A 20054-nucleotide genomic window follows, 5' to 3' on the forward strand; every position below is an offset into this window, starting at 1 on the left:
CCCAGGCGGCTATTCCGCCGCCTGGGCGATCTCGGGCCTATCCTGCCCGGCCTCGGGGATCTGCGGATAGTTCTGCCGTACCACAGCAAAGGCCGCGGCCAGGTCGAGCTCGCCGGCAGCATCGCGCATCGCGGCGAACAACTTGGTCTTGGTGAAGAAGCGCCAGTGGATCGGCAAACCGGCCAGCAACCGCGTCAGCGCCGCATAATTCTCCGCCGTCCAGACCTGCTCGAACGCGTCCCGCTCCGGGCCGAAATGGAAATGCGTCTTATGGGCGTGCGCCCTCAGTTCGGCTCGCAGCGCCGCCGTGGCATCGTGATCGACGACGCCTGTCTCGATCACCACGCCGTAGAGCGTCCGCGCTGCGTCGAGGCTGACATAGCCGCGCTCGACATCGAGCAGCACCCGTTCCGGTTCACGCTCCAATGGCGAGCCGCGGCCGCCGCCGCCAGGCGAATGGATATGGATCACGTCGCCCGGCTCGGCGATGGCGATGTCGGTATTGCCGAGGATGCGCTCGTTAGGACGGCCGGGATTGATGATGAAGTTCGAGGTCTCGGCAGAGAGGCCGCCGAGTGTGCCCCAGGGCCGGAAATGCGAGCGGTCGCGGTTGCGCACGGTGATGCGCGAGTTCGGCGAGAAGACCTTGAACTCCATCACCGTGGCGAGCCCGCCGCGCCAGCGCCCGCCGCCCCCTGAATCCGGCAAGAGTCCGTAGCGCATGAAGCGGATCGGCACCTCGGTCTCGGTGATTTCGATCGGCGTGTTCTTGAGATACGCAGCGTCGGCGCCCGAGCCGTTCGGTCCGTCGCGATGCGGCATGCCGCCACCGCCGCCGACCACCGGGTTGATCGCCGCGATGACACTGCGATGCGTTTTCTCGTCGGTGGTCATGACGTTGACGATCGAGCTGGAGCCGGCCGGCGCCGCCGGCAGGCGCTCGGGCGCGGCAAGGCTGAAGGCCCCGAAGATCAGGCTGCGCAGGCGCGCGCAGGTCAGGCTGCGCATGCCGACGGCAGCCGGGAAGGACGGATTCAGCACCGTCCCCTCCGGCGCGATGCAGGTGAAGGGTCGGGTCAGGCCGGAGTTGAGCAGGAGCTGCGGGTTCAGCGTGTACAGCACATAGTAGACGCCGACGAGCAGCAGCGTATGGCGCGGGTCGGAGCCGGTCGGGACGTTGAGCGAGGAACCGAGCTGCGGGTCCGATCCGGTGAAGTCGAGGATCGCCTCGTCGCCCTTGATCGTTAGCATCAGCGCCAGCCGGCAGGGATTGCCGTCGACACCGTCCTCGTCGGCATAGTCGGAGAAGACATACTCGCCATCGGGGATCGAGCGCAGGATCTCGCGGGCCTGATGCTCGGCATAGTCCATCAGCCCGTCGAGCCCGTCCATGAAGCCCTTGGCGCCGAATTTGGCGACCATCGCCTGGATCTTGCGCTCGCCGGTGTTGAGCGCGCCGGCCAGGGCCTTGAGGTCGCCCATGTTCAGCGCCGGCTTGCGCACATTCATCATCATGATGCGCAGCACGGTCTCGTCGAAGGCGCCGTCGCGCATCAGCGTCATCGGCGGGAAGCGGATGCCCTCCTGATGGATCTCGGTGAGGGAGCGCGACAGGCTCGCCGGCACCGCCCCGCCCATATCGGTGTTGTGGACATGGCCGCCGACGAAGCAGACGATCTCACCGTCGTGGAAGATCGGCTTCCACAGATGCGTGTCGGGTGCGTGGGTGGCGAGATAGCCGCTATAGGGGTCGTTGGTGAAGGCGATGTCGCCCGGGCGATACTCCGGCACCATCTCGATGGCGCGGTTGTAGTTCATGCCGGGATACCAGGTCGCGCCGAGATCCATCGGCACGGCGACGACGCGCCCGGTGCGGTCCATCACCATCACCGTGAAGTCCTCCGTCTCCTTGACGAAGGTGGAATGCGCCGTGCGGTAGAGCGTGTAGGCCATGTTCTCGGCAGCGGCCCGGCAATGATTGGCCAGGACCTGCAGGGTGACCTTGTCGACCATGATCAGGCTCCCTCGCGCAGGATGAGATGCAGGTTGAGGAAGGCGTCGACCTCAGCCTCGAAGCCGGCGGGTATGCAGATCGTCGTATCCTCCTGCGCGACCACGGCCGGGCCGGAGAAATGCTGGCCGCAGCGCAGCGCCTCGCGGTGGAAAAGCGCGACCTCGCGCTCGGCGCCATCGAGCCAGACGGTGATGGCACGCGCCGGGACCGCCGCCTCGTCGACCGCCTCGCTCGTCGGAGCGAGTTCGGGGCGCGGCGTCGCGCCGGTGACGACGAGGCGCAGGTTGACGATCTGGACCTCGGCTGCCTCGTCGTTGAAGTCGTAGATGGCGAGGTGCTGGCGGTGGAAGGCGGCGCGGATCGCCGCGAGATCGCCCTCGACCAGCCAGCTTTCCGAGAGCGGCACCTCGATCTCGAAGGACTGGCCGTGATAGCGCATGTCGGCGCTCAAGCTTTCGACGACGGGGCCGGTGAAGCGCTGGTCGTCGCGGATCCAGGCGAGCCCGTCGCGCTTGAGCTGCGCCAGCGCGCCGCGCAGTTGCGGCAGCGAGGCCGGCTCCGCCGCGGCGAAGACGCTCTGGATGAAGTCGCCCTTCAGATCGGCGATCAACCCGCCGAGCGCGCTGACGACGCCGGGACGGCGCGGCACCAGCACGCGGGGTATGCCGAGTTCGCGGGCCAGGAAGCAGCCGAGCATCGGCCCGGCGCCGCCGAACGGCATCAGCGCGAAGTCGCGCAGGTCGACGCCGTAGCGGGCGACGAGCTTGTTGACCTCGACGAACATCTCGGAGACGGCGATGGCGATGATCGCCTCGGCCGTTGCCTCGGCGCTGCGGCCGAGCATTGCGGCGACCTCGCCGACCACTTTCTGCGCCAGGTCGCGGCGCATGCCGATCTGGTCATAGGCGAGGGCGGTGTGGCCGAGGAAACCGCAGGTCGCCATCGCGTCGGTGACGGTGGCGCGGGCGCCGCCGCGGCCATAGCAGGCGGGGCCGGGCGTCGAGCCGGCGCTTTCGGGGCCGACCTTGAGCACGCCGAAGGCGTCGGCCCAGGCGATCGAGCCGCCGCCGGCACCGATCGAGGTGACCGAGACGCTGGGAACATAGAGCGGGAAGTCGCCGACGACCTCGCCGGTGCCGAATTGCGGCTGGCCCTCGATGATCAGGGCGAGGTCGGCGCTGGTGCCGCCGATGTCGAGGGTGAGGATGTTCTTCGCGCCGGCCTGCTCGGCGAGATAGGCGGCGCCGATCACGCCGGAGGCCGTACCCGAGAGCAGCATGTTGACGCAGGCGCGCTTGCCGGTCGCGGCGTTCATCACCCCGCCATTCGACTTGGTCAGCATCGGGCCGGCCGGTACGCCGCGCGAGGCGAGCGCCTCCTCGAGCGCATCGAGATAACCCGAGACGCGCGGATGGACGTAGCCGTTCAGGATCGCGGTCGTGGTGCGCTCATATTCGCGGATCACCGGCCAGACCTCGCTGGTGCTGAAGACGAAGAGCTCCGGCGCCAGTTCGGCGATCAATGCCCGCGCCTCTGCCTCATGAACGGGATTGCGGTAGGCGTGCAGGAAGGAGACGATCACGCCGTCGACGCCGCGAGCTCCGAGCTTCCTCACAGCATCCGCAAGGGCTTCGCGGTCGAGCGGCTCGGCGATGCTGCCATCGGAGAGGATGCGTCCGCCGACGCCGAAGACGCGGTCGCGCGGGATCAGCTGCTCGGGGCGGGCGCAGAACAGCGAGTACATGTCCGGCATGCGCAGGCGTGCCAGCTCGATCACATCCTCGAAGCCTGCGGTGGTGATCAGGCCGAGCCGGCTGCCCTTGCGCTGGATGATGGTGTTGATGCCGACCGTGGTGCCGTGGACGAAGGAGACGATCTCCTCAGCCGGCACGGCATGGCGCTCGTTCAGCAAGTCGAGCCCGGCGAGGAGTTCGCGGCCCGGCGCGTCAGGTGTCGTCAAAACCTTGATGGTTTCGACGCGGCCGCTGCCGGTTTCCAGCGCGCAGAAATCGATGAAGGTGCCGCCGATGTCGACGCCGATACGCCAGCTCATGATGCGCCCGCTCAGGAAAGGACGGCCAAGTCTTGGCTGTGGCGGCTGCCGGGGTCCAACACCAAAACGGCAGTGCCGGATAAGCCGGCCTTATGCCTCGGTTGCTGTCGGCGCAGGCTGGTCGAGATCGAGCTGCTGGCAGGCCGTGCGGATGTGGTTGCGCAGCAGCTCATGGCTGCGTGAGAGGGGCCGGCGCGTGCTGGTCAGCAGGCAGAGTGGCAGGGCGACATGCGGCCGGAACGGGCGCGTCACCAGGCCAGGGAAATTATGCCAGGGCAGGAGCCCGTCGACGACGGCGATGCCGAGGCCCTGCTGCACGAAGGCGAGCGCGATGATCGAGACGTCGATCTCCATCTCGGGCCGGAACGGCAGGCCTTGCTTGGCCAGTGCGTCGCGCAGCAATTGCCCGGGCAGCGATTCGGCGCGATAGGAGATCAGCGTCTCGCCATCGAGGTTCTCGGCGCCGATGGCGTCGCGCTCGGCCAGTGGATGGCCGGCGGGCAGCACGCAGACCACGCGGGTATAGCCGACCACCTCGGTCTCGATGAAGGGCGTCGGCTGGTCCATCATGGCGATGCCGAGCCCGGCCTGGTCACGGTCGAGCATAGTCAGGATGACCTCGGCCGGCACGACATAGGAGCGCACGCGCGTGTTCGGATGCGCCGCGCGGAAATGGCGCAGCGCCTCCGGGACGAAGGAGAGGGAGGGCGGCGCCGAGGCGGCGAGACGCACGAGGCCGGCCTTGCCGTGGCGCAGGTCGCGCGTACGCCGCCGGAGCATTTCGAGGTCGCCGAACAGCCGCTCGACCTCGGGGTAGATCTCCTCCGCTTCCGGCGTCGGGATCAGCCGGCCCTTGACGCGCAGGAACAGCTTGAAGCCGAGCTCGTCCTCGGTGTGCAGCAGGATCTGGCTGAGCGCAGGCTGCGAGACGGCGAGCGCCTCGGCTGCGCCGGTCAGCGTGCCGCAGCGCATGACCATGCGGAAGACTTCGATCTGGCGGGCACGCATCGCGTGATCCTAGAAGCTGCCGCGGCGGCTGTCAGCCGTCGCGGCAGCGGCGCAGAACGGAGCGCCGGGCATCATGCCGCGGCGCTCCTCACGGGTTCGGTACTATCCAGCCGACCACGATCCGTCAGCGGATCGGCGGAGCGTATTGCAAGCCGCCCTTGCTCCAGAGGTCGTTCTTGCCGCGGGCGATCTTGAGGACCGAGCCTCCTCCGACGCTGCGCTCGAACGCCTCGCCGTAATTGCCGACCTGCTTGACGATCCGGTAGGCCCAGTCGGGCGTGAGGCCGATCGCCTCGCCGAACTTGCCGTCCTTGCCGAGCAGCCGCCTGATCTCGGGATTGGTCGAGTTCAGCTGCTGGTCGACAGTGGCCTGGGTCACGCCGAGCTCTTCGGCGTTCAGCATGGCGAAATGCACCCATTTCACCAGGTTGAACCAGTCATGGTCGGCGCTGCGCACCACCGGCCCGAGCGGCTCCTTCGAGATCAGCTCGGGCAGGACGACCGCATCGTCCGGCTTCACCAGCTTGAGCTTGAGCGCGTAGAGCGCCGAGGAGTCGTCGGTGAGGGCGTCGCAGCGTCCGGATTCGAAGGCCTTGATCGCCTCGTCGCCCTTGTCGAAGGTGACGGGCTCGTACTTGATGTTGTTCTGGCGGAAATAGTCGGCGACGTTGAGCTCGGTGGTCGTGCCTTGCTGCAGGCAGATCGAGGCGCCGCTGAGCTTGAGCGCGGAGTCGACGCCGAGCTTCTTCTGAACCAGGAAAGCCTGGCCGTCATAGTAGTTCACGCCGGCGAAGGCCAGGCCGAGCGAGGTGTCGCGGGCCATCGTCCAGGTGCTGGTGCGCGACAGGAGGTCGACCTCGCCCGATTGGAGCGCGGTGAAGCGGTCCTTGGACGAGAGCGGCGTGAACTTGACCTTCTTCGGATCGTTGAAGACGGCGGCCGAGATGGCGCGGCAGAGGTCGACGTCGAGGCCGTGCCATTCGCCCTTCTCGTCGGGAAGGCCGAAGCCGGCGAGTCCCGGACTGACGCCGCAGATCAGTTCGCCGCGGCTCTTGACGATGGACAGGGTGGATTTCTGGGCCTGGGCCTGCGCGAGTGTCGCTGAGGCGCAGAGGAGGGCAGCGGCGAGTAGGCGCTTCATGGCGTTCCCCTTGTTTGCGGCGACGATGTCTGCCGCCGCCAATGTGCCGCCTCGCCGCAAGAACGATCTGCCGTTCTCTGTGTTCGCACCCGCACAAACCGCCATGATGCGGTGCCCGCTCGGCAGGCTATCGGGCCAGCGCTTGCGCAGTACTCGTCGTCGGCGCCATGCGAATGCGAGCCGATGAAGCTCGTCATCATCTCGGACATTCACGGCAATTTCGATGCGCTGCGGGCTTTGCCCGAGCGCTTTGACGAGTTGTGGGGCCTCGGCCGCAACCGCCGGATGGCCTGGCGGCCGATGCCGGGTCTCGACATCGGCGGGCCGGAGCTGGTGCACAGCGAAGCCCCAGCCGCACCGACGCTTCACATCAATCCGTGAAGACGACGGCCTTCTTGCCGTTGAGCAGCACGCGATCCTCGAGATGATAGCGTACCGCCCGCGCCAGCACGCGCCGCTCGATGTCGCGGCCCTTGCGGACGAGGTCGTCTGGCGTGTCGCGATGGCTGATGCGCTCGACGTCCTGCTCGATGATCGGTCCTTCGTCGAGATCGGAGGTGACGTAATGGGCGGTCGCGCCGATCAGCTTGACCCCGCGCTCATGCGCCTGGTGGTAGGGCTTGGCGCCCTTGAAGCCGGGCAGGAACGAATGGTGGATGTTGATGCAGCGTCCCGAGAGCTTGGCCGAGAGCCCGTCCGACAGGACCTGCATGTAGCGGGCGAGCACGACGAGATCGCTGCCGGACTCTTGGATCAGGCGCCAGAGCTCGGCCTCCTGCTCCATCTTGGTCTGCCGATTGACCGGCATGTGGTGGAAGGGCAGGTCGCCGAGATCGGTTGAGGCGATGTGCTCGCGGGCATGGTTGGAGACGATTGCCGTGATTTCCATCGGCAATTCGCCGATGCGCCAGCGATAGATCAAATCGGCTAGGCAATGGTCGAATTTCGAGACCAGCAGCAGCACGCGCTTGCGGGCGGCCGCGTCGCGCAGCGAGACGGTCATCTTGAAGCGCGCTGCCAGCTCGTCGACGAGGCCGCGGATCTCGGGGGCGCTGCGGGCGCCCTCCAGCCGGTCGAACACCACCCGCATGAAGAAGCGGCCAGTTTCGAGGTCGTCGAACTGCTGGGCGTCGCGGATGTTGCAGCCGGCCTCGGCCAGCAGCGTCGAGACGGCGGCGACGATGCCCGGCCGGTCGGGGCAGGACAAAGCAAGGATCATTGGAGAATCGGACATGTGACGGATCGGCCCGCTCGCGCGGGTCCCTGAACAATGAGGATCGGGAAAGGTCGAAGGAAGGGACGGCGCGCGGCGCGCTGCCGTCAACCTCGGCCGGTGGAGACCCGGCAGCCGAATTCGGCCGCGGAGGCGGCGAACCAGGACCAGAAGCTTCCTACCATGCTGCGTGCGACCATGATCTCGAACACGGATCCATCCGGCCCGTCAGCGAGCCGCCAGAGATGGACACCGATATGGGCGATGCTTGTCAAGGCGGTATCGCTGACCGCGAAGGCGGCGGGATGCAGATCGAGCATCACGCCCTTGGCCAGGACGTCGCGCACAGGCAGGCCGGAGAGCCGGATTGCGGCGCGCGCGTCGCTCTGGTCGCTGACCGCGGCTTGAGTCGCGAGCGCCTCCAGCAGGCCGCGAAAGCCGTCGCGCGTAGCGGCGCGCAGAAGCCATTGCTCGGGGCCGGACCAGATCGCGTCATGGGTAGCATTCGAGACGACCTTCGGCGTCGTCGGCAGGGCGATGTTCAGCCGCCCTTCGACAGCCTGCGACAACGCGGTCGTCCGGCCCGGCGCGGCGATCAGCGTCGCCAGCCCGAAGCCGTCGAGCAGGGTCGCGGTGACGCCGGCCGGTCCGGTTGCGCCGATCTGGCCGGCCTGCGCGATGCCGGCCCAGGCGCCACGCGGCGCCCACAAGGTCGCTGTCTCAGCCATGAAGGCGGGCTCCTTCGGGATCGACGAAGATCGGCGAGCAGATCTCGACGACGACGTCGCCATTGCGCACCGGGTCATAGGCGCGCACGCGCTCGCCGATGCGGGCTGCGCCGCCCCTGATCAGGCCGAGCCCCATCCAGCGGTTGAGGTGCGGGGAGTAGGCGACCGAAGTCATGTAGCCCTCGTCATTCTCCATCACCGCCGGCTTGCCGACACCGATGAAATGCGCGCCGGCGCGCAGGCGCTGGCCGGGCTCGACCGGCTTGAAGCCGACGAAGGCGGGGCGGTCCTGCTCGACCAGGGCCTGCCGGCCCGCCATCAGGCGCCCGACGAAATCCTTCTTCGACGACATCATCTTGCCAAGGCCGAGATCGCGCGCCGTGGTCTGGCCGTTGAGCTCGTTGCCGGCGACATGGCCCTTCTCGATGCGCATCACGCCGAGCGCCTCGGTGCCATAGGGCGTGATGCCGAAGGGCGCGCCCGCCTGCATCAGCGCCCGCACCATCGCATCGCCATAGTCGGCCGGGACCGCCAGCTCATAGGCGAGCTCACCCGAGAACGAGATGCGGAAGAGCCGCGCCGGGATACCGCTGCCGACGGTGACCGCCCGCGCCGCGAGATAGGGGAAGGCCTCGTTCGAGAGGTCGTGCTCGGGATCAATGACGCCGCGCAGAGTCTCGCGCGCCTTGGGGCCGGCGATGGCGACCTGCGCCCATTGCTCGGAGACCGAGACCATGCGGACATCGAGCTCCGGCCACAGCACCTGATGGCAGAATTCGAGATGCTGCATCACCTTGCCGGCATTGGCGGTGGTGGTCGTCATCAGGAAATGCGTCTCGCCGAGGCGCGAGGTGGTGCCGTCGTCCATGACGAAGCCGTCCTCACGCAGCATCAGCCCGTAGCGCGCCTTGCCGACCGGCAGCGCCTTCCAGCCATTGATGTAGACCCGCTCCAGGAATTCGGCGGCGTCAGCGCCCTGGATGTCGATCTTGCCGAGCGTCGAGACATCGCAGAGGCCGACGCCGGCGCGCACCGCCTTGACCTCGCGGTTGACCGTCGTCAGCCAGTCATTCTCGCCGGGACGCGGATAGTATTGCGCTCGCAGCCATGGCCCGGCCTCGACGAAGACGGCGCCTTGCTCCTTTGACCAGTCATGCGTCGGCGCCAGCCGGATCGGCCTGAAATCCTTGCCGCGGTGATGGCCGGCGAGCGCGCCGATCGCGACCGGCGTATAGGGCGGGCGGAAGGTGGTGGTGCCGGTCTGCGGGATCGTCCGGCCGGTCTGCTCGGCCATGATGGCGAGACCGGAGAGGTTCGAGGTCTTGCCCTGATCGGTCGCCATGCCGAGCGTGGTGTAGCGCTTGAGATGCTCCACCGGCCGGAAGCCCTCGCGGGCAGCGAGCTCGACATCCTTGTCGGTGACGTCGTTCTGGTAATCGACGAAGGCCTTGCCCTTGCCACCACTCACCCGCCAGACCGGCGCGAGCCCGTTCGTCTCCGGATCGGTTGCCGGGATGGGCTCAGCCGGGATAGCGGCCAATCCGGCTTCGACCGCCGCTTCGCTTCCCAGTCTCGCGCCGTCCTCCAGCGCCTGCGCCAGGGTGAACCGCCCGGCGGCGCTGCCGGCGACCGCAAGTCCGGCCGGCACGGTGCCCGGCACGAAGCATTGCAGACCATCGTCCCAGGCCGGCTTGCCGTTCTGGTGCGAGGTCAGGTGCAGCGTCGGGTTCCAGCCATTCGAGACGGCGAGCAAATCGCAAGACAGCTCGCTCTTCGCACCCGAGGCATCGCGAATGGTGACGCCGCTGAGCTGCCGCCCGCCGCGCGCGGCCATCACGGCGCCGCCGGCGAAGAGCCGTGCGCCGAGCTTGTCGGCGAGCGCCTTGCGCGCCGGATCGGCGGGGCGGGAATCGACGATCGCGGCGACCTTGCCGCCGGCAGCGGCGATATCGCGGGCCGTTGTCCAGCCATCGTCGCCGGCGGTGAACAGCACGGTCTCGCGGCCGGGCAGGACGCCATGGCGATTGACGTAGGAGCGCACCGCGCCGGCCAGCATGACGCCGGGCCGATCATTGCCCGCAAAGACGATCGGCCGCTCGAGCGCGCCGGCGGCGAGGATCGCCCGCTTGGCCTGGATGCGCCAGCCGCGCTGGCGCGGCAGATGGGCCGGCGGCCGCGGCAGATGGTCGGCGACCCGCTCGACCGCGCCGTAGATGCCGTGGTCGTAGAGGCCGAACACGGTGGTGCGCGACATGATCCGCACCTCCGGCAGGCTTTGGAGCTCGGCCAGCGTCGCGGCAAGCCATTCGGATGCCTGCTTGCCGCCGATCTCGCGCTTCTCGGCCAGCAGCCGCCCGCCGAGCCGGAAATCCTCGTCGCACAGGATGACGCGGGCGCCGCTGCGTCCGGCTGCCAAAGCTGCGGCGAGGCCGGCCGGCCCGCCGCCGATCACCAGCAGGTCGCAGAAGGCGAAGGCTTTTTCGTAATGGTCCGGGTCTTCGGATCCGGCGGCACGGCCGAGGCCGGCGGCGCGGCGGATCAGCGGCTCGTAGAGCTTCTCCCAGAACGAGGCCGGCCACATGAAGGTCTTGTAGTAGAAGCCCGCGACCAGGGCCGGCGAGACCAGCCCGTTGATCGAGAGCAGGTCGAAGGCGAGCAAAGGCCAGCGGTTCTGGCTCGCGGCGTCCAGCCCGGCGAACAATTCGACGACGGTGGCGCGGGTGTTGGGCTCGCGGCGCGCACCTGAGCGCAGTTCGACCAACGCGTTCGGCTCCTCTGGCCCGGCCGAGAGGATGCCGCGCGGGCGATGGTATTTGAAGGAGCGGCCGACCAGGCGCACGCCATTGGCGAGCAGCGCGGAAGCGAGCGTATCGCCGGCATAGCCACGGTAGGAGGTGCCGTCGAAGCTGAAATCCAGCTGATGGCCGCGATCGATCAGGCCGCCGGAAGCGAGGCGGAAAGGCTGGGTGCTCATGCCGTCGCTCCCGCCTTGTGTGCCTTCGCAACCTCGACCGCCGTGATCGCATGGTTGCGGGTGTCGCGGGTCACGACCAGCCAGGCATGGCAGCCGGCACCGTGATACCAGAGCTCGCGATGGACGTCGGCCGGGTTGTCGCGCTGATAGACATACTCGGCCATCGCGGCCTCGCTCGCCGCCATGCCTTCGGGCCGTTGCAAATCGGCGGCGCCGAGATAGCTGAATTCCTGGGCGTCGCGCGCGCCGCAATGGGGACAGGTGATGCGCATGGGATCCTCGGCGACGCGCGGTCAGTGCAGGTTCGGCTGGGCGCCGGCGCCCTTTTCGTCGATCACGCGCCCGGTGGCGAAGCGGTCGAGCCGATAGGCGGTGGCGACCGGGTGCGGCTGTCCCGTCGCGATCAGATGGGCGAAGCAGAAGCCCGAGGCCGGCGTCGCCTTGAAGCCGCCATAGCACCAGCCGGCATTGAGGTAGAGCCCGTCGACTGGCGTCGTATCGATGATCGGCGAGCCGTCCATCGACATGTCCATCACGCCGCCCCAATGGCGCAGCATGCGCACCCGGCCGAGCCCCGGCCACAGCGCCATCGCCGATTCCATCACGTCCTCGATCACCGGCAGGTTGCCGCGCTGGGCGTAGGAATTGTAGCCGTCGATGTCGCCGCCGAAGACGAGCCCGCCCTTGTCGGACTGGCTGATATAGAAGTGCCCGGCACCGAAGGTGACGACGCCGTCGATCAGCGGCTTCAGCCCCTCCGAGACGAAGGCCTGCAGGACATGGGTCTCGATCGGCAGGCGCATCCCCGCCATCGCCGCGACGCGCGAGGAGTTGCCGGCGACCGCCATGGCGATCTTCTTCGCCCGGATCGGCCCGCGCGAGGTCTCGACGCCGATGGCGCGCCCGCCTGACATGGTGATGCCGGTGACCTCGCAGTTCTGGATCATGTCGACGCCGCGGCTGTCGGCGGCGCGGGCGAAGCCCCAGGCGACGGCGTCGTGCCGGGCCGAGCCGCCGCGGCGCTGCAGCAACCCGCCCTGGATCGGGAAGCGGGCATTGTCGAAATCGAGATAGGGCAGCATCGCCCGGACCTGTTCGCTGCCAAGCAGTTCGGCATCGACCCCGGCGAGCCGCATCGCATTGCCGCGCCTCGCGAAGGCGTCGCGCTGGGCGTCGGAATGGTAGAGGTTCAAGACGCCGCGCTGGCTGACCATGGCATTGTAGTTCAGGTCCTGCTCCAGCCCTTCCCAGAGCTTCATCGAGAGCTCGTAGAACGGGGTGTTGCCCGGCAGCAGGTAGTTCGAGCGGATGATCGTGGTGTTGCGGCCGACATTGCCGGAGCCGAGATAGCCCTTCTCCAACACCGCGACATTGCTGATGCCGTGCCGGCTGGCGAGATAATGCGCCGTCGCCAGGCCATGGCCGCCGCCGCCGATGATGATGACGTCGTATTTGGGCTTCGGTGCGGGATCGCGCCAGGCCGGAGTCCAGCCCTTGTGGCCCTGCAGGGTCTGCGACAGCAGCGAGAAGATGGAATAGCGCATCGAGGGGTCCGGGCGGTCTTGTCATCAGGAGATTGACCGACATAGGCTCGCCGACATGCTTGTTAGCGACACAGGATTGTCTGATTGCGACGACGGTGCGCCGACCCATGTCGGCTTCCTGCTGATCCCCGACTTCGCGCTATTGCCCTACGCCTCGGCGATCGAGCCGCTGCGCGCCGCCAACCGGCTCTCGGGCCGGCCGCTCTATCGCTGGAGCCATGTCTCGATCGACGGCGCAGCGGCGCCGGCCTCGAACGGTGTTGCCATCGCCGCTGATGCCAGCGTCGGCGCCGAGCTTCGGCTCGACTACCTCTTCGTCTGCGCCGGCGGCAATCCGGCGCTCTTCCATCACCAGCCGACCTTTGCCTGGCTGCGCCAGCTGGCGCGGCGCGGGGTGAAGATCGGCGGCGTCTCGGGCGGCCCCTATCTGCTGGCGCGCGCCAATTTGCTCTCCGGCTATCGCTTCACCATCCACTGGGAGCACGCGCCGGCTTTCCTCGAGGAGTATCCCGAGCTCGACCTGCGCCGCTCGCTCTACGAGATCGACCGCGACCGCCTGACCTGCAGCGGCGGTACCGCGCCGCTCGACATGCTGCACGGGGTGATCGCGCGCGAGCATGGCAGCGAGCTCGCGCTCGCGGTCAGCGAATGGTTCCTGCAGACCCATGTCAGGGAAGGGGCGGGGCCGCAGCGCATGCCGCTGCGCGAGCGGCTGGGCATCGCCCACGCACCGCTTCTGCGCGTCATCGCCCGCATGGAGCAGACCATCGAGACTCCTGAGCCGCGGGAGGAGCTCGCTCGCCTCGCCAATGTCTCGCTGCGCCAGCTCGAACGCCTGTTCCGCCAGCATCTCGGCCGTTCGCTCGGCGAGCATTATCTCGCCTTGCGCCTCGATCGTGCCCGAGACCTGTTGCGCCAGACCAGCCTCTCGATCCTGGAGACGGCGCTCGCCTGCGGCTTTGCCAGCGCCAGCCATTTCTCGCGCAGCTATCGCGAGCGCTTCGGCCACCCACCACGGGCCGAGCGCGTTCAGGAGGTCCGTCCGGCTCGCCGCTGAGAGTCAAGAAAACGTCGCACTACGTCAAATCTGTGCGCCGATCCGCCGGAAGCTAGAGCTTCATAATAAAACAAGGGGATCGCGACCGATGAAACGATTGACTGCCCTGGCGTTCGCACTCGCCGCCACGCTTGCCGCCGTGCCGGCCTTCGCGCAGGACACGCTCGCCAAGATCAAGGAAAAGGGCGTCCTCACCGTCGGCGTCAAGAACGACTACAAGCCCTGGGGCTTCCTCGATCCGTCAGGCAAGATCGTCGGCCTCGAGATCGATCTCGCCCAGGAGGTCGCTGCCAAGATCGGCGTGAAGCTCGAGATGGTGCCGGTGATCGCGGCCAACCGCATCGAGTTCCTGCGTCAGGGCCGCATCGACATGATCCTTGCGACGCTCGGCGACACGGCCGAACGGCGCAAGCAGATCGGCATGATTGAGCCGAACTACTATGCGGGGGCCACCAATGTGCTCGCGCCCAAGAGCGCCGGCCTGAAGAAGTGGGAAGACCTCAAGGGCCGCAAGGTCTGCGCCGTGCAGGGCGCCTATTACAACCGCCGCGTCTCGCAGATGTATGCGCCGGAGATGGTGGTGTTCCCCTCGGTCCCGGACGGGCTGAACGCGCTGCTGGGCAACAACTGCGTCGCCTTCCTGTTCGACGACACGCTGATCGTCTCGACGCTGTCGGGGGGCGACCCGAAATGGGCGAACTACGAGATGCCGCTGGTCTCGGAGGATCCGCAGCTCTGGGCGATCGGCGTGCGCCTCGACGATCTCGACGGGCCCTTCGGCAAGCTGGTCAAGGAGATGTCGGTCGACTGGCATAAGAGCGGCAAGCTGCTCGCGCTCGAGACCAAATGGGGCATCAAGCAGAGCCCCTATCTGATCGAGACCAACAAGAAGCTGAAGGGCGGTTCGTAGCTTCGGGGCGTCATTCTCGGGCTTGCCCCGAGAATCTCATGACCAGAGGGTTCTGGTTTTCGGGATGGTCGGGCCAGGCCCGACCATGACGCACCAAGTCATCCCGAGATGTCGGACATGATCGCCGCTTTCTTCGAGCGCCTGAACGAGGCCCACGGCCTCAACTTCTCGATCTTCTATGACGCCTTCGACCGCTCGCGCTTCCTGACCGGGCTGTGGACGACGAGCTATATCTGCGTCGTCTCGATCCTCGCCTCGCTCGTGATCGGGCTGCTCGGCGTCTGGATAGCCGGCGGTAATTCGCGGCTTGGCCGGCTCGTGGTGCGGGGGTACGTCCAGTTCTTCCGCAACACGCCGCCGCTGGTGCAGCTTTCCTTCTTCTATTTCGCCGTCGGCGGAATGCTGCCGACCGTCTCGGACGGCTTTGGCGGGCAGTCGCCGCTCGTCAGCGGCACAGGCTGGGCGATCATCGCCTTTTCGCTCTTCGCCGGCGCCTTCAATGTCGAGATCTTCCGCGCCGGCATCGAGGCGGTGCCGGAGACGATGGTCGAGGCGGCGGAATCGCTCGGCTATACCCGCTTCCAGCTCTGGCGCCAGATCGTGCTGCCGCTCGCCTTCCGCATCTGCCTGCCGGCGCTCAACAACAACCTCGTCAACCTCGTGAAGACCACGACGCTGGCCTACGCCATCGGCGTGCCCGAGCTGCTCTACGCGGCGTCGCAGATCTGGTCCGAGGTCTTCAACGTCCGCGAGATGATGAACGTGCTGCTCGTCGTCTATGTGCTGCTCGTCGCGGTCCTGGTCTGGGTGATGCATCGCTGGGAGCGGGCCATGCGCATTCCCGGATACATGCCATGAAGACAGGCGTAACCGATCTCCCGGTCCTGAAGCCCTTCCGAGCGACGCCCATCGCGCCGAGCGGACTCGCCGCGCCGATGGTCCTGAGCGCCGGCCTCGTCGCTGGTGTCGCCATCCTCTTCGCTGCCTCGCTCGCGGTGGCGCAAGTGACGGCTCCCGCGGCGCGCGACGGCGCCGTCACCATCCTGCTGCGCTGGGCGCCGCTGATCTTCCAGGGCTTCCTGTTCAACCTGCTGATCAGCGTGCTCTCGATGGCGCTCGGCACCACGGTCGGCGTGCTGTTCGGTATCGGCCAGGTCTCGCCCTCCGCCGCTTTGCGCCAGCCATCCTGGGCGGCGACGCAGTTCTTCCGCAACGCGCCCTGGCTCGTCCTGCTGTTCTACGCGATGTTCCTTTTACCCTTCGAGATCAGGCTCGGGCCGGTCACCATCGCCTTTCCGGCCTGGGTCAAGGCGATCATCGGGCTCGCGCTTCCCGTCGCGGCCAATGTCTCGGAGATCGTGCGCGGCGGCATCCGCTCTATCCCCACGGGCCAGTGGGAATCGGCCGAGGCGCTCGCCTTCACCCGCCGCCAGACGATGTGGATGATCATCCTGCCGCAGGCGGTGAAGCGCATGCTGCCGCCCTGGATGAACCTCTACGCCATCCTGACGATGGCGACGACGCTGATCTCGGTCGTCGGCATCCAGGACGGGCTCACCATCACGCGCGCCGCCCTCGTCGCCGAGAGCCGGCCGGAGCTGATGCTGCCGATGTACCTGCTGCTGCTCCTGATGTTCTTTGCCTATTGCTACCCGATCGCGCGCCTGACCATGGCGCTCGAGCGCCGTTTCAACGTGAAGGGATGACCATGGCTGCCAAGCATGAACTCGGCGAGCCGGTCGTCGTCGTCGAGGGCGTCGAGAAGGCGTTCGGCGCCTTCGTCGTGCTCAAGGACGTCAGTCTCACCATCCGCCGCGGCGAGACCGTCTGCATCATCGGCCCGTCCGGCTCCGGCAAGTCGACGCTGCTGCGCTGCATCAACGCGCTGGTGCCGATCAGCAAGGGCTCGATCATCGTCGCCGGCCGGCAGGTCAACGATCCCGCGCTGGACAAGCTGGCGCTGCGCCGCGACGTCGGCATCGTCTTCCAGCAATACAATCTCTTCCCGCACAAGACGGCGCTTCAGAACGTGATGATGGCGCCGATCCATGTGCTGAAGCAGGACCCTGCCGAGGTCGGGGAGCGGGCCAGGCGCCTGCTCGCCAAGGTTGGCCTGTCGCACAAGCACGAGGCTTATCCGGGCGAGCTCTCCGGCGGCCAGCAGCAGCGCGTTGCCATTGCCCGCTCGCTGGCGATGAACCCGAAGGTCATGCTCTTCGACGAGGTCACCGCCGCGCTTGACCCCGAGACCAAGAAGGAGGTGCTCGTCACCATCCGCGACCTCGCGGCCGAGGGCATGACCTGCATCCTCGTCACCCATGAGATGGGCTTCGCGCGCGAGGTCGCCGACCACGTCTACTTCACCGATGGCGGGGTCATCGTCGAGCACGCAGCCCCGGCCGAATTCTTCGGCGCGCCGCGCGAGACGCGCACCCGCGCCTTCCTCGAACAGGTGCTTTGAGCCGGCAGTTACTTTGGTCGGCAAGTACTTTGGCCGGCAAGTCCTGCGGCCCGGATGTCGCGTCCCGGCCGGTCGATGTCGCAAACCGGCCGGCCCTGCCAGGCGCCGGCGCCAAGAATGAACGCAGTCATTCGAAAGCGCAGCCCATGACCATCCCGGCCTCCGACCCCAAATCCGTCACCGGCAAGCCGCTCGCCATCGCGCAGAGTGTCGATGTCCTCGTCGTCGGCGGTGGTCCCGCCGGTCTGGAGGCCGCGATTGGCGCCGCCGCGCGCGGCCTCAATGTGCTGCTGGTCGACGAGAACCCGGTCCCGTTCAGGACGATGGGCGACGACGTCCCGCTGCATTTCGGTCAGGGCATGGCGGCCAGCGCCCGCAACCGCAACGCCATGATGGAGGCCTTCGTCGCCTCCGAGCCGCGGATCGCGGAAGCCTTCGAGGCCGGCGTCGATCTCCGTCTCGGCACGGCCTGCTGGGGGCTCTACGCCAACGGCCCGGCACTCGGCTGGATGCCGGGCCTCGTCGCCGGTCTCGCCGATGAGGAGCGCAGCATCCTCGTCCAGGCGCAGCACGTCATCCTCGCCTGCGGCCGCCGCGACATGGGCCTCGGCTTCCCCGGCTGGGAGAAGCCCGGCGTGATGGGCGCCACCGCCGCGCTCAACCTCGCGACCCGCTATGACGCTTTCGGCCCACGCAAGGTCGTGATCCTCGGCTCGAATACGGAGGCGCTGACCACGGCGCTCGCCCTGCGGGAGGCGGGCGTAACGATCGCCGCCATCGTCGAACAGGCGCAAGAGACGATCGGCGAGGTGGAATTGCTGGCGAACCTCAGCGCCGGTGGTACCGAAATCCTGGCCGGCCATGTCGTGCGCGAAGCGGCCGGCCGCGACAGCGTCGAAGCGGCTGTTGTCGCGAGGCTGGACGGCGAGGGCCGTCCGACGGACGACGAGCGTGCCGTTGCCTGCGACGGTATCGTGCTGGCGGTCGGCGCGACGCCGGTCATCGACCTGATCGACGCCGCCGGCTGCAAGGTCGCCTTCCAGGCCGAGCGCGGTGGCTACGCGCCCGTGCTCGATGCCGGCCAGCGCACCAGCCTCGCGAATGTCTACGCCGTCGGCGATTGCGCCGGCCTCTGGGCGAGCAAGACGCGCGATCGTACCGTCGCCGAGGTCGAGGCCGCTCGCGCGGTAGCGGCGATCGGGGAGGGCAGCGTCAGCATGGAAGCGGCTTCGCCGCCCGCGCCGGGCTATGACATCTCCGCCTATCGCCTCGCCTGGGTCCGGGCGAGCGTGATCGAGGCCCGGGCCGAATTCCATGTCTGCCAATGCGAGGAGGTGACGGCGCGCGAGATCCTCGAAGTCCGCCCGCCGCGCTATCTCGACTGGCAGAACGAGCGCCGCAACGATCGCTCGCTCTCGGCGCTGCTCGGCGAGGGCCCGCCCAATCCCGACCAGGTCAAGCGCCTGACCCGTGCTGGCATGGGCCCCTGCCAGGGCCGCCGCTGCCGTGAGCAGGTCGCCGCTTTGCTGGCGCTCGGCTCGGCGCAGCCGCTCTCTTCGATCCCGCTTGCCGGCTACCGCGCGCCGGTCAGGCCGATGTCGCTGGCAATGACCGCCCTTGTCTCTGAGACGCCCGAGCAGACCGAGCATTGGGACACCTGGTTCGGCATGCATGCGCAATGGGTGCCGTTCTGGGAGGTGCCGGCGCGCTACACCGTCGCGGGCAACGACGCGACCGGCCCCGTCGCGAGCGAGTGAGAGCCATCATGAGCGAGATCAAGGGAGCTTCGGTCGTCATCGTCGGCGCCGGCGTCACCGGCCTCTCTGCCGGCTGGTGGCTGGCGCGCGATGGCGTAGACGTGCTGGTACTGGAGAAGGGGCTGATCGGCTGGGAGGCGTCCGGCCGCAATGGCGGCGGCTGCTCGCACCATCATTCGCCGCTCTTCGCCGAGGAGCAGCGGCTCTGGCCGCTCATGGACGAATTGCTTGGCTATCCGACCGAGTTCAAGGGCGAGCGTATTCGCCTTGCGTCGAGCGAGCACCAGATGGCGCTCTATGGCCGCGCCTTGCGCAATGCCGCGCGGCAGGGCTTCGAGTCCGAGGTGCTTGACCTCAAGCAGGCCAAGGAAATGGTGCCGTTGGCGGGCGATACCGTCGTCGGCGGCTATCACTACAAGTTCGGTGGCCATGCCAACCCGCACCGCACGCTGCAGGGCTATGCCTGGGCGATGCAGGACCATGGCGGGCGCATCCTGCAGCACACCACCGTCACCGGCTTCCGGACCGAAGGCGGCCGCGTCACCGCGGTCGAGACCAATCGCGGCGAGATCGGCTGCGACAGCCTCGTGCTCGCCGCCGGCCCGCAGACCGGGCGGCTCTCCGCCATGCTCGGGCAGGAGGTGCCGGTGCAGTCGGCACGCTGCGAGATGATCGTCACCGAGCCGCTGCCGCTGATGCCGCTCGGCGGCGTCGACGGTTGCGGGCTCTATGGCCGCCAGACGCTGCGTGGCAACCTCGCCTATGGCGGCGGGCCGCATGAATGGCTGGCCATGGCGGAGGAGGGCACGCCGCCTAAGCCGACCACGCCGCTGATGCTGCCTATGGGCAAGCGCCTCGCGCAATTGCTGCCCAGGGCGGCGCATGCCCGCATCATCCGCTCCTGGGCTGGCGTGATCGAGAACACGCCGGACGGGCGGCCGGTGATCGACCGGCTTGCCTCCCGGGCCAATGTCGTGGTGGCGACGCTGTCGAGCGTCGGCTTCGGCCTCTCGCCGGCGAGCGGGCGGGCGATCCGCGATCTCGTCGTCGACGGCGCCTGCGGCTTCGCCGACATCTCCAGCTTCGCACTGGCGCGTTTCGCCGAGCTGGAGCCGAACTGGCGCGACCTGCAGGGCTGGCAGGTGACCGCCGCGACCGAGGCGGTGGCGGCGTAGAAGGGGCGAGGAACCGTCA

17 protein-coding genes are annotated in these 20054 nt (G+C 67.9%); 8 read left to right on the top strand and 9 right to left on the bottom strand.

The window, feature by feature from the left end; all coding sequences use genetic code 11:
• Positions 1-9: 9 nt before the first annotated feature.
• From GV161_RS14355 to GV161_RS14370, 4 genes are all read right to left on the bottom strand, one after another.
• The gene (locus tag GV161_RS14355) at positions 10-2013 is read right to left on the bottom strand and encodes a hydantoinase B/oxoprolinase family protein (protein ID WP_152012530.1); all 2004 of its coding nucleotides are present in this window, start codon (positions 2011-2013) and stop codon (positions 10-12) included.
• Positions 2014-2015: 2 nt separating this feature from the next.
• Complete coding sequence (locus GV161_RS14360; RefSeq protein WP_152012529.1) at positions 2016-4067, bottom strand: hydantoinase/oxoprolinase family protein; 2052 nt, start codon at positions 4065-4067, stop codon at positions 2016-2018.
• 90 nt (positions 4068-4157) lie between these two features.
• Positions 4158-5075, bottom strand: coding sequence for a LysR family transcriptional regulator (locus GV161_RS14365; RefSeq protein WP_152012528.1), 918 nt, complete (start codon positions 5073-5075; stop codon positions 4158-4160).
• 124 nt (positions 5076-5199) lie between these two features.
• Positions 5200-6216 (bottom strand): amino acid ABC transporter substrate-binding protein, encoded by a 1017-nt coding sequence (locus GV161_RS14370; protein WP_152012527.1) that lies wholly within the window; start codon positions 6214-6216, stop codon positions 5200-5202.
• Between the two features lie 183 nt (positions 6217-6399).
• Here GV161_RS14370 and GV161_RS30920 point away from each other — a divergent pair, with 183 nt between their 5' ends.
• Positions 6400-6597, top strand: a complete 198-nt coding sequence (locus GV161_RS30920; RefSeq protein WP_201303019.1) for a hypothetical protein — start codon at positions 6400-6402, stop codon at positions 6595-6597.
• On the opposite strand, the gene purU is transcribed toward GV161_RS30920, so the two are convergent.
• From purU to GV161_RS14400, 5 genes are all read right to left on the bottom strand, one after another.
• Positions 6587-7450, bottom strand: coding sequence for a formyltetrahydrofolate deformylase (purU, locus tag GV161_RS14380; RefSeq protein ID WP_201303020.1), 864 nt, complete (start codon positions 7448-7450; stop codon positions 6587-6589). The two genes, GV161_RS30920 and purU, sit on opposite strands and share 11 nt — an antisense overlap.
• 86 nt (positions 7451-7536) lie before the next feature.
• The gene (locus GV161_RS14385; RefSeq protein ID WP_152012526.1) at positions 7537-8157 is read right to left on the bottom strand and encodes a sarcosine oxidase subunit gamma family protein; all 621 of its coding nucleotides are present in this window, start codon (positions 8155-8157) and stop codon (positions 7537-7539) included.
• The gene (locus tag GV161_RS14390) at positions 8150-11131 is read right to left on the bottom strand and encodes a sarcosine oxidase subunit alpha family protein (protein ID WP_152012525.1); all 2982 of its coding nucleotides are present in this window, start codon (positions 11129-11131) and stop codon (positions 8150-8152) included. Before GV161_RS14390 ends, GV161_RS14385 begins: the two co-directional genes overlap by 8 nt.
• A complete protein-coding gene (locus tag GV161_RS14395; RefSeq protein WP_152012524.1) occupies positions 11128-11403 on the bottom strand; it encodes a sarcosine oxidase subunit delta in 276 nt (91 codons plus the stop codon). Before GV161_RS14395 ends, GV161_RS14390 begins: the two co-directional genes overlap by 4 nt.
• Before the next feature lie 21 nt (positions 11404-11424).
• Entirely contained in the window at positions 11425-12675 is a 1251-nt protein-coding gene (locus GV161_RS14400; RefSeq protein WP_152012523.1) for a sarcosine oxidase subunit beta family protein, read from the bottom strand.
• Between the two features lie 55 nt (positions 12676-12730).
• On the opposite strand from GV161_RS14400, the gene GV161_RS14405 reads away from it, so the two are divergent.
• The 7 genes from GV161_RS14405 to GV161_RS14435 all read left to right on the top strand — a co-directional run bounded on the left by GV161_RS14405 (position 12731) and on the right by GV161_RS14435 (position 20035).
• Positions 12731-13732 (top strand): GlxA family transcriptional regulator, encoded by a 1002-nt coding sequence (locus tag GV161_RS14405; RefSeq protein WP_152012522.1) that lies wholly within the window; start codon positions 12731-12733, stop codon positions 13730-13732.
• An 88-nt stretch (positions 13733-13820) separates the two neighbouring features.
• Positions 13821-14642 carry a transporter substrate-binding domain-containing protein gene (locus GV161_RS14410; protein WP_152012521.1) on the top strand — a complete coding sequence of 274 codons (822 nt, stop codon included), beginning with the start codon at positions 13821-13823 and terminating at the stop codon, positions 14640-14642.
• Between the two features lie 108 nt (positions 14643-14750).
• On the top strand, positions 14751-15500 hold the full coding sequence (locus GV161_RS14415; protein WP_152012520.1) for an amino acid ABC transporter permease: 750 nt from the start codon (positions 14751-14753) through the stop codon (positions 15498-15500).
• Complete coding sequence (locus tag GV161_RS14420) at positions 15497-16348, top strand: amino acid ABC transporter permease (RefSeq protein WP_152012519.1); 852 nt, start codon at positions 15497-15499, stop codon at positions 16346-16348. Before GV161_RS14415 ends, GV161_RS14420 begins: the two co-directional genes overlap by 4 nt.
• A gap of 2 nt (positions 16349-16350) precedes the next feature.
• Positions 16351-17103, top strand: coding sequence for an amino acid ABC transporter ATP-binding protein (locus tag GV161_RS14425; protein ID WP_152012518.1), 753 nt, complete (start codon positions 16351-16353; stop codon positions 17101-17103).
• Between the two features lie 146 nt (positions 17104-17249).
• Positions 17250-18860, top strand: a complete 1611-nt coding sequence (locus GV161_RS14430; RefSeq protein ID WP_152012517.1) for an FAD-dependent oxidoreductase — start codon at positions 17250-17252, stop codon at positions 18858-18860.
• A gap of 8 nt (positions 18861-18868) precedes the next feature.
• Positions 18869-20035: an FAD-binding oxidoreductase gene (locus GV161_RS14435; protein WP_152012516.1), complete on the top strand. Its 1167-nt coding sequence runs from the start codon at positions 18869-18871 to the stop codon at positions 20033-20035.
• The last annotated feature ends 19 nt before the right edge of the window (positions 20036-20054 follow it).

Source organism: Bosea sp. 29B (genome assembly GCF_902506165.1).
Taxonomy (GTDB): domain Bacteria; phylum Pseudomonadota; class Alphaproteobacteria; order Rhizobiales; family Beijerinckiaceae; genus Allobosea.